1 protein-coding gene is annotated in these 547 nt (G+C 62.2%); it reads left to right on the top strand.

What is annotated here, in order from left to right:
* The coding region (locus A5658_RS04520) for an MMPL family transporter (RefSeq protein ID WP_156751257.1) at positions 1-547 on the top strand (547 nt) is incomplete at both ends.

Here is a 547-nt window from a genome sequence, read left to right as displayed (position 1 = left end):
ACTGGAAGGACGGCTCCAAGTACGACCTGATGATCGCCGGAATCGGTTCGCTCTGCCTGATTTTCATCATCATGCTGATCATTACCCGCAGTCTGATCGCGGCGGCGGTGATCGTCGGGACGGTCGCGCTGTCGTTGGGGGCATCGTTCGGCATGTCGGTGCTCGTCTGGCAATACTTCCTCGGTATCAAACTGCACTGGATGGTGCTCGCGATGTCGGTGATCGTGCTGCTGGCGGTCGGCTCGGACTACAACCTGCTCTTGATATCCCGGTTCAAAGAAGAGATCCACGCCGGGCTCAAGACGGGCACGATCCGCGCGATGGCCGGTTCCGGGTCGGTGGTGACCTCGGCCGGGCTGGTGTTCGCCGCCACCATGGCCACGTTCGCCTTCAGCCCGTTGAAGGTGATGGGTCAGGTCGGTACGACGATCGCGCTGGGTCTGCTGTTCGACACCCTGATCGTCCGGTCTTTCATGACGCCGTCGCTGGCCACACTGCTCGGACGTTGGTTCTGGTGGCCGCAACATGTCCGCCCACGACCGGCCAG

Origin of the sequence: Mycobacterium sp. 1245111.1, assembly GCF_001673405.1 — a bacterium.
In the GTDB taxonomy this organism is placed as follows: domain Bacteria; phylum Actinomycetota; class Actinomycetes; order Mycobacteriales; family Mycobacteriaceae; genus Mycobacterium.
Note: the sequence above shows the minus strand (reverse complement) of the source record. Positions and strands in the feature narration are given on the sequence as shown.